Origin of the sequence: Ramlibacter aurantiacus (assembly GCF_016722895.1) — a bacterium.
GTDB lineage: Bacteria > Pseudomonadota > Gammaproteobacteria > Burkholderiales > Burkholderiaceae_C > Ramlibacter > Ramlibacter aurantiacus.
Window position 1 is genome coordinate 1 of record NZ_JAEQNA010000019.1, and the last position, 8,828, is coordinate 8,828.

The window sequence follows — 8,828 nt, forward strand, 5'->3', positions numbered from 1 at the left end:
GCCCGCGCCCACTTCGCGCAGCTCGCGCGCCTGCTCCAGCACCTGCACCTCGAAACCCCGGCGCATGAGCGCCAGGGCCGCCGTCAGGCCCCCGATTCCCGCACCGATCACCACCACCCGCATGTCGTCAATCCTTTTCAGCGTGGGGCACTGTAAGTGCCACGCACTCGGTGCGGAAGCTCAAACTTTCGCTGACTCGATCGCCAATGCTTATGAATGCGGCAATCAGGGTTCCGCACCCAGAATCGGGCCATCTCCGAGGAATTCGCATGCCCCAAGACCTTTCGCCCGTGGGCCCGCCCCACGCCACGCGCCGCCTCATCGTGGGCATCACCGGTGCCTCGGGCGCGATCTACGGCATCCGCGCGCTGGAACTGCTGCGCAGCCTGCCCGACGTGCAGACCCACCTGGTGCTCACGGCCTCGGCGGCGCGCACGATCGTGGAAGAAACCGACTACGAAGTGAACGACGTGCGGGCGCTGGCCGACGAGGTTCACCACGCCAAGGACATCGGCGCGTCGATCTCCTCGGGCTCCTTCCGCACGGCCGGCATGCTGGTGGCGCCCTGCTCCATCAAGACCTTGAGCGCGGTGGCGAATTGCTACGGGGACGAGCTGGTGGCGCGCGCCGCCGACGTGTGCCTGAAGGAGCGGCGGCGCGTGGTGCTGCTCCTGCGCGAGACGCCCCTGCATGCGGGGCACATCGAGCTGATGGCCCAGGCCACGCGCAATGGCGCCATCGTCATGCCGCCGGTGCCGGCCTTCTACCACCGCCCGGCGACGCTGATGGACCTGGTGGACCAGACGGTGGGGCGGGCGCTCGACCTGTTCGACATCGCCCTGCCGGGCACCCGGCGCTGGGGTGGCGGCAAGGCCAGGCCCCCCGCGCCGTGAAAGCAGGGAGGGCGCGAGCGCCCTCCCCCATCGCTCATCGCGCCGCGGAACCGACTTCCTTCATCACGATCGCGGCACTTTTCAGCTCGGCGCGCAGCCGCGTGCCCAGCTCCTCGGGCGTGCTGCCCTCGATCTCCGCGCCCAGCTTGAGCGCCATCTCCTGCAGCCGCGGCGTCTTCTGGACTTCCTGGATTTCCTTGTTCAGGCGGTCGATCGCGCCCTTGGGCGTGCCGGCCGGGGCGAACAGCGCGAACCAGGCGTTGACCTCGTAGCCCGGGAACGTCTCCCCGATGGTCGGCAGGCCCGGCACCGCCTGCTCGCTGCGCTTGGCGCCTGAAGAGCCCAGCACGCGCAGCTTGCCCGCGCGCACGTGCGGCAGCGCCGAGGCGCCGCCTTCGAACATCATGTCGATGCGGCCGGCCAGCAGGTCGGCGATGGCCGGCGCGCTGCCCTTGTACGGAACCTGCAGGATGTCGACCCCCGCGCGCTTCTCGAACATGATGGACGCCAGGTGGGTGGTCGTTCCTTCGCCGATGGTGGCGGCGGTCAGCTTCCCGGGCTTGCTCTTGGCCAGCGCGATCAGCTCCTGCAGGGACTTCGCTTCCACCGTCGGGTGCACCACCAGGAACAACGGCGAGGCGAACAGCATGGACACCGGCTCGAAGTCCTTGAGCGGATCGAAGTTCAGCTTGGAGCCCGACGCGATCACGTTCAGCACGAAGCCCGACTGGGTGCCCATGAACACCGTGTAGCCGTCGGGCGCCGCGCGCGCCGCCGCCGCCGCGCCCACTGCCTGGCTCGCGCCCGGCATGTTCTCGACCACGACCGGCTGGCCGAGGCGGTCGGACATGCCTTGCGCGAAGGCCCGCGCGAACGAATCGCCGAGACCTCCGGGCGTGTAGGGAACGATGAACTTGATCGTGCGGTTCGGATAAGGGGCCTGGGCAGCCGACTGCGCATGGGCCGCCGAGGGCACGAAGGGCATGGCGCAGGACAGGGCCAGTGCCACGGTGGCACCGATCTTGTGGAGGGCTGGAAAGCGCAAGGGGGTCAAGGTCGTCTCCTGGTTGACGTTGTCTTCAAGAACGGGGGGCGGATGCCCGCCCCCCCGGGATCACTTCAGGCGCCAGCGGCCCGCTTCGTCGCGGTCGAGCCGGCCGGCCTGGTCCTGCGTTTCGAGCCAGCACACCAGCTCGCGTCCGTCGCGGCTGCCCACCGCGCGCATCAGCTCGGCGAAGGTCTTGGGCCCCTGGCCCAGCGCCTCGGCCGGCGACACCACCGCCGCGCCCGGGGTGGCCGGGAACGGGGGCGTGGGGACGGTGTGCTCCATGCTGCGCTGCTCGCCCGGCGCCAGCAGCGGCAGGGTCAGGTCGAACCCCAGCTTGCTGCCGGTGCGTTCGCCCTCCAGCGAGGGGTCCAGCGGCATGGCGCGCATGCCGTCCATCGTGACGAGGTCGCGGTTGGCCTGGAAGCGGGTGGCCAGCGCCCATTCCATCTCGGTGTCCGAGAAGATGTCGATGTCGGGGTCGACCACGAACACGTGCTTGATGTTGGCCTGGCAGGAGAAGGCCGCGGCGATGGCATTGCGGGCCTCGCCGGGCACGCGCTGCTGCAGCGCCACGCGCAGGTTGAACATGCCGCCGGAAGCAGCCGACGCGTACACCGCCTTGAGTTCGCGCACCGCCAGCTGGATCGATTGCCAGGCGGTGACCTCGGTGCGCAGCGCACACAGCTGCGCGGTGTCGGTGCGGTCCATCGTGCGGCCGCTGATGCTCAGGGTCTGGAACAGCGGGTCGCGCCGGTGGGTGATGGCGGTCAGGCGGAACAGCGGGTTGCGCTTGACGCCGCCGTAGTAACCCAGGAACTCGCCATAGGGGCCTTCGGGTTCGACGTGGCCGTGCGGATCGAAGTAGCCCTCCAGCACGTACTCGGCGTCGGCCGGCACCAGCAGGTCGTTGGTGATGCACTTGACCACGCCCAGCGGCGCACCGCGCAGCGAGGACAGCAGCTCCAGTTCGTCGACCGGCATGCGCATGGTCGCCGCGACGTAGTCGATGGGGTGCGCGCCCACCACGAAGGCCACCGGCATCGGCTCCTTGCGCTTCGCGTGGCCGAGGTACAGCGCGCGCAGGTCCGACGGCGCCACCAGGTCCACGCCGGCCGTGCGGCGGCCGCGCAGCATCAGCCGGCGCACGCCGATGTTGGTCCAGCCGGTGGACGGATCGCGCGTGAAGTCGATGGCGCCGATGTAGGGCGCGCCATCGAGTTCGTGCTGCAGGTGCACCGGCAGCTTCGTGAGGTCGGCCTCGTCGCCCTGCAGCACCACCTGCTGCACCGGCGCCTCGCTGCCGGGCACCGTCACGATGGGCTGCGGCTTGCGCAGGCGCTTGAGCACCTCGGTCACCAGCTGGCCGGGGCTGGCATCGAAGGCCCGGGCCACGCGCTCGCGGTTGGCCATCACGTTGCCCACCAGGTCCGGCCCGCTGCCGCCCGGCAGCGCGAAATGGTGCGCCGGCACCGCGCCTTCGAGGATGCCGCCGATGTCGTAGAGGTCGACCGCCCCCGCGTGCTGTTTCAGGTGGTCCTCACCCAGGCCCTGCAAGTAGCTGCGCAGGCGGAATCGTTCAAGGTCGATGGTCATTCGGTGTATCCGTTGTCAAGTCAGTTCGCCAGCAAACCCTGCAACCAATGGCCACCGCGGAACCGGCTTTGCCGGGCCGCCGGTGACGCCCCTTGAGGGGAGGCGCCGCAGGCGCTTCGGGGTGGGCCTTTTGCTCCGGGCCGCCGGTGGCGCCCCTCGAGGGGAGGCGCCGCAGGCGCTTCGGGGTGGTCATTGATATCGCGCTGAGAGCGCGGTGCCGGCCAGGTGGCCGGCGAAGGCGCTGGCGGCCTGCGGGCTCATGGCCGGTGCGTGGGCCAGGTACTGCTTGCAGGCGCGCAAGGCCGCCGGCGCGCAGCCGGACAGGGTCTCGACCAGGGCCTGCGCTTGCGCGTCGAGCTGCGCGGCCGGGACCGTCCAGCTCACCAGGCCACCGGCCTGCGCCTCGCGGCCGCTCCACTCATGCCGGCTCAGCACCAGGTAGCTCAGGGTCTTGAGCGGCACGCGGTCGCACAGCGCCGCCATCACCAGCGTGGGGGGAATGTCGCGCTCCATCTCGGGGATGCAGAAGCGGCTGTCTTCGGCCGCGATCGTGATGTCGCAGACCGCCGCCAGGGCGGTGCCCACGCCGTGCGCCCGGCCCTGCACCACGGCCACCGTGGGCACCGGCACGGCCTTGATGGCGTCGTAGAGGTCGAGCGCCGGTTGCGCGACCAGCTGGCGCAGGCGTTCGGCCGACGGCGGCGGCGCACCCTTGGCCGGCGTCGGCGACACGCGGCCGGCGCAGAAGTCGGCGCCGGCGCCGCGCAGCACGACCACCCGGACTTCCGGGTCGAGCTGCTGGAGCGCGGCGATCACCGCCGCGCCCATGGGCGCGCTCACCAAGTTGCCGTTGTCGGGCGTGTTCAGGGTCAGGCGCAGCACGGCGCCCTCGCGGTGCACCAGCAGGCCGCTGTCGTTGTCGTTCATGCGTGGACCTCGGGTTGGCGGTGGATCAGTTGCCAGAGCGCCAGCGCGGTGGCGGGCATGGGAATCTCGTCTTGCGTGACCTCGGCCAGCGCGTCGGCCAACGCATTGAAGGTGGCGGCCGTGGCCGGCGTGATGCCGCACTCGCCGCCGCCCTTGACGCCCAGCGGGTTGCCCTGCGTGGGGTCGTTGGTCAGTTCCACCGTCAGCGGCGGCAGCAGGCCGGCGCGCGGCAGACGGTAGTCCATGTACGAGCCGGCCAGCACCTGGCCGCTGTCGTCCATCGCGTAGTGCTCGCCCAGCGCCTGGCCCAGCCCCTGCGCCAAGCCGCCGTGGATCTGGCCCTCGATGATCAGCGGGTTGATCGCGCGGCCGACGTCGTCGACGGCGGTGTAGCGCAGCAACTTCACCTCGCCGGTGTCGGGGTCGACCTCCAGCTCGCACACGGCCGCGCCGGTGGGGTAGGCCGGCATGCGGCCGAAGAACTCGGCATCGGCGCCGAGTGTCCTGCATTCGCGGTCATCGGGCCGGCCGTGCTCGGCGACGCGGCGCGCCATTTCGGCCCAGGTGACCACGCGGTCGCTGCGCCACCGGCGCTTGAGCGAAAAGCCGTCGGCGTGCCGCTCCAGCTGCGCGGGTTCCGCCTTGGCGATGTCGGCGGCGACCAGGCGCGCCCGCTCCAGCAGCTGGGCCGAGGCCTGCACCAGCAGCGTGCCGCCCAGGCGCATGGAGCGGTCCGAGTGCGTGCCGCCGCCCACCTTGACGAAATCGGTGTCGCCGGTGCGCAGCCGCATCCGCTCGGGCGGCAGGCCCAGGTGCTCGGCCAGCACCTGCAGGAAGGTGGTCTCGTGGCCCTGCCCGGTGGATTGCGTGCCGGCGACCACGTCGAGCTGTCCATCGGCGCCCATCACCAGTTCGATGCGTTCGCGCGGCGCGCCGACCGGCGACTCGACGTAGTTGGACAGCCCGATGCCGCGCAGCTTCCCGCGCGCCGCCGATTCCGCGCGGCGCTGCGGGAAACCCGCCCAGTCGGCCAGCTGCAGCACGCGCTCCATGTTGGCGGGGAAGTCGCCGGCGTCGTAAGGCAGGCCCATGGGGCTGAGCCGCGGCAGGCTGTGGCGGGGAATCAGGTTGCGGCGGCGGATCTCGACGCGGTCGATGCCCAGTTCACGCGCGGCGATGTCCAGCACCCGCTCGATCGCATGCATGGCCTCGGGCCGCCCGGCGCCGCGATAGGGGCCAGTGGGCACCGTGTGGGTCATGACGCCGGTGATCTTCAGCGCCACGGCCGGCACGTCGTACACGCTGGTCGCCACGCGCGAGGAGTTGGACATGGGCACATAGGACACCGCGTGGGCCCCGACATTGCCGATCAACTGGTTGTCCAGCGCCAGGATGCGGCCCTGCGCGTCGAAGGCCACCGCGGCGCGGATCATCAGGTCGCGCCCCTGGTAGTCACTGACGAAGGCTTCGCTGCGGTCGCTGGTCCACTTGACCGGCCGGCCGACGCGGCGCGCGCCCCACAGCACCGCCACCGGCTCCATGTTCAGCGAGCTGCGTGGCCCGAAGCCGCCGCCCACGTCGGGCGACACGACGCGAATGCGCTCGGGCGGCACGCCCAGCGCATCGACCAGGCCCATGTGCTGGCGCGTCACGCCCTGGCTGCCGGAGATCAGCAGCCAGCGGTCCTGGGCCGCGTCGTAGTGGCCGATGGCCGAGCGCGGCTCCATCTGGCAGTTGACGATGCGGCTGTTGCGAAACTCGCGCCGCACCACGCAGGCGGCGCGCGCGAATGCGGCGTCGACCGCCGCGCGGTCGCCGAGTTCGGTCTCGAAGCACAGGTTGCGCGGCAGGTCGTCGTAGAGCTGCGGGGCGCCGTCGGCCAACGCGTCGTCGGCGCGCACCACGGCGGGCAGCACCTCGTAGTCGACCGCCACGGCTTCGGCCGCGTCGCGTGCCTGGTTGGCGGTCTCGGCCACGACCATGACCACCGCTTCGCCGACGTGCCGCACCTTGTCGACGGACAGCGGCCACTGCCGGCGCTCGTAGACGCGGCCGGTGCCCGAACGGGTGAAGGCCTTGGCCCTGGCGTCCACCGCGTCGATCGGATTGGGTATGTGGTCGATGCCGCGATAGCCGTCGGCGACGTAGTCGGCGCCGGTGAGCACGGCCACCACGCCGGGCATGGCGCGCGCAGCCCCGGTGTCGATGCCGAGGATGCGCGCGTGCGCATGCGGCGAGCGCACGAACGCGGCCCAGGCCTGGCCGGGCAGGTCGACGTCGTCGGTGTACTGGCCGCGCCCGGTGATCAGGCGCTCGTCCTCGCGGCGGGGCAGCGGATGGCCGATCACGATGCGGCCTCCTGTCCCGTCGGCACCCCGAGCGTGCGCGCCGCCTCTTTCACCGCATCGATGATGTGGACGTAGCCGGTGCAGCGGCACAGGTTGCCTTCCAGCGCTTGTTCGATGCTGGCGTCGTTCACCGGGCAGCCGCTTCGCAGCAGGCCATCGGCGGCCATGATCATCCCCGGCGTGCAGAAGCCGCATTGCAGCGCATGGCAGCGGTTGAAGGCCTGCTGCAGCGGATGCAGCCCGCCCGCCGGTGCCAGCCCCTCGATGGTGGTCACGCTGCCCCCGCTGGCCTGCGCCGCCAGCACGGTGCACGACTTGACCGGCACGCCGTCGAGGTTGACGGTGCAGGCCCCGCATTGCGTGGTGTCGCAGCCCACGTGGGTGCCGGTCAGGCCCAGGTTCTTGCGCAGGAATTCGACCAGCAGCGTGCGGGCCTCCACCTGGCGCTCGACCGGGCGGCCGTTCACCGTGAGCTGCACCCGCGCGAGCGTGGCTTCGCCGCCCTCGCTGCCTTCGGCTTCCTGGACAGCCGGCCCCGCCAGGTGGGTGCCCCCGCCGGCCAGCAGCTCGTTGAAGGCCGTGAAGAACTGGTCGACCATCTTCTGCGCGACACCGCTGACCAGTCGCGAGCCGATCTGGGCGAGCTTGCCGCCGACCTGCGCCTTGGCGGTGTAGTCGAGCCGGGTGTTGCCGGCCTCGTCGCGCAGGCGCACCTGCGCCTGCAGCTTGCCGAAGCCGGCGGCGCCGCCCTGGCCCTGGCCTTCGAGGCGGTAGCCGGCCAGCGGCTCGATGTCGTGCAGCGAGACGCTGCCGGTGAAGCGCGCCTTGACCGGGCCGATGGCGGCGACGACGACAGCGGTCCACTGGCCGGGGCCGTCGGCCTCGAAGCGCTCGCAGCCCTGGATGCATTGCTGCAGCGCCGCCGGGTCGTTGAGCGCGCTCCAGACGGCGGCGCGCCGGGCCGGGATGAGTTGGGTTCCGGTGAATTCCATGGTCGCTTTCAGGCAGCGGACGCGCGCAGCTGCACCAGCGCGCGCCGCAGCAACAGGCTCGCCAGATGCGCGCGGTAGGCGGGGGTGGCCGCCAGGTCGTCGTTCAGGCCCTCGGGTGACAGCGGGGGAAGCGCGTCGGCGCCGGGATCGCGTGCGTCCGAGGGACGAACCGCTTCGGCCTCGCGCCAGCGGAACACGCAGGGCGCGGCGCCGGTCACGGCAACCCGCCGTTCGTTCGGTGTATCGGCGACGAACACGCCGACCAGCGCGTACCCCGAAGCGGGATGCCGGTGCTTGCAGTAGGCGGCTCGCAGCGGCAGCGGAAACTCGACCGCCGTGACGATCTCGCCGGGCTGCAGCGCGGTGCTGAACATGCCGGTGAAGAACTCGTCCGCGGCGATGCGGCGGCGGTCGGTGACCACCGTCGCGCCGAGCGCGAGCACGGCACTGGGGTAGTCGGCCGCCGGGTCGTTGTTGGCGATCGAGCCGCCCAGGGTGCCGCGCTGGCGCACCTGCGCGTCGCCGATCAGGCCGGCCAGCTCGGCCAGAGCGGGAATGGCTTGCCCGACCACGGGCGAGGCGGCCACCTGCGCATGCGGCGTGGCCGCGCCGATGCGCAGCACGCCGTCCTGCAGCTCGACGCCCCGCAAGCCCGGCAGGCGGGTCAGGTCGACCAGGTGCGAGGGACGCGCCAGGCGGTGCTTGAGCGTCGGCACCAGGGTCATGCCGCCGGACAGGGGCCGCGCCTGCGGATGCGCCTGCAAGAGGCCCACGGCCTCGGCCACGTCGGTCGGTCGCTCGTAACGGAAGGGATACATCGTGCTCAGGCCCTCGGCAGGCCGGGGTGGCCGCGGCGCGGCGCGTGGAAGGTCATGCTCGAAGCAGCGCCCGCGCTCATAGGGGGACCGTATCGGCCTTGTACTCGAACAGCCACTCGTAGCGCTCTTTCACGCGGTCTTCGCTCCATTGCTCGTCCACGTACTTCGCCGCGCCTTCGGCATGGGCCAGCTGCGGGTTGTGGAAGCGC

General features: G+C 71.5%; 8 protein-coding genes and 2 pseudogenes. 1 reads left to right on the plus strand and 9 read right to left on the minus strand.

The window, feature by feature from the left end:
• On the minus strand, window positions 1–141 hold a 141-nt coding region (locus JI739_RS24165; RefSeq protein ID WP_494338074.1), incomplete at its 3' end, for an FAD-dependent oxidoreductase.
• Between the two features lie 128 nt (window positions 142–269).
• Here JI739_RS24165 and JI739_RS24170 point away from each other — a divergent pair.
• The gene (locus JI739_RS24170) at window positions 270–893 is read left to right on the plus strand and encodes a UbiX family flavin prenyltransferase (protein ID WP_201686588.1); all 624 of its coding nucleotides are present in this window, start codon (window positions 270–272) and stop codon (window positions 891–893) included.
• A 34-nt stretch (window positions 894–927) separates the two neighbouring features.
• On the opposite strand, the gene JI739_RS24175 is transcribed toward JI739_RS24170, so the two are convergent.
• The 8 genes and pseudogenes from JI739_RS24175 to JI739_RS24915 form a co-directional block, all read right to left on the minus strand.
• Window positions 928–1,947 carry a Bug family tripartite tricarboxylate transporter substrate binding protein gene (locus JI739_RS24175; protein WP_201686589.1) on the minus strand — a complete coding sequence of 340 codons (1,020 nt, stop codon included), beginning with the start codon at window positions 1,945–1,947 and terminating at the stop codon, window positions 928–930.
• 60 nt (window positions 1,948–2,007) lie between these two features.
• Window positions 2,008–3,534 carry a UbiD family decarboxylase gene (locus JI739_RS24180; RefSeq protein ID WP_201686590.1) on the minus strand — a complete coding sequence of 509 codons (1,527 nt, stop codon included), beginning with the start codon at window positions 3,532–3,534 and terminating at the stop codon, window positions 2,008–2,010.
• A gap of 189 nt (window positions 3,535–3,723) precedes the next feature.
• On the minus strand, window positions 3,724–4,461 hold the full coding sequence (locus tag JI739_RS24185; protein ID WP_201686591.1) for an enoyl-CoA hydratase/isomerase family protein: 738 nt from the start codon (window positions 4,459–4,461) through the stop codon (window positions 3,724–3,726).
• Window positions 4,458–6,809 (minus strand): xanthine dehydrogenase family protein molybdopterin-binding subunit, encoded by a 2,352-nt coding sequence (locus JI739_RS24190; RefSeq protein WP_201686592.1) that lies wholly within the window; start codon window positions 6,807–6,809, stop codon window positions 4,458–4,460. Before JI739_RS24190 ends, JI739_RS24185 begins: the two co-directional genes overlap by 4 nt.
• Window positions 6,806–7,288 carry a (2Fe-2S)-binding protein gene (locus JI739_RS24660; protein ID WP_354003800.1) on the minus strand — a complete coding sequence of 161 codons (483 nt, stop codon included), beginning with the start codon at window positions 7,286–7,288 and terminating at the stop codon, window positions 6,806–6,808. Before JI739_RS24660 ends, JI739_RS24190 begins: the two co-directional genes overlap by 4 nt.
• A 99-nt stretch (window positions 7,289–7,387) precedes the next feature.
• Window positions 7,388–7,801: pseudogene (locus tag JI739_RS24665) on the minus strand (SRPBCC family protein); the annotation flags it as partial.
• Between the two features lie 8 nt (window positions 7,802–7,809).
• The gene (locus tag JI739_RS24200) at window positions 7,810–8,619 is read right to left on the minus strand and encodes an FAD binding domain-containing protein (RefSeq protein WP_201686594.1); all 810 of its coding nucleotides are present in this window, start codon (window positions 8,617–8,619) and stop codon (window positions 7,810–7,812) included.
• Window positions 8,620–8,695: 76 nt separating this feature from the next.
• Window positions 8,696–8,828, minus strand: a pseudogene (locus JI739_RS24915) (monooxygenase); the annotation flags it as partial.

Excerpts from the sequence above, each read along its gene's own strand:
- JI739_RS24185 (WP_201686591.1), bottom strand. The coding sequence starts at position 4,461 with ATGAACGACAACGACAGCGGCCTGCTGGTGCACCGCGAGGGCGCCGTG.
- JI739_RS24200 (WP_201686594.1), bottom strand. The coding sequence starts at position 8,619 with ATGTATCCCTTCCGTTACGAGCGACCGACCGACGTGGCCGAGGCCGTG.
- JI739_RS24170 (WP_201686588.1), top strand. The coding sequence starts at position 270 with ATGCCCCAAGACCTTTCGCCCGTGGGCCCGCCCCACGCCACGCGCCGC.
- JI739_RS24180 (WP_201686590.1), bottom strand. The coding sequence starts at position 3,534 with ATGACCATCGACCTTGAACGATTCCGCCTGCGCAGCTACTTGCAGGGC.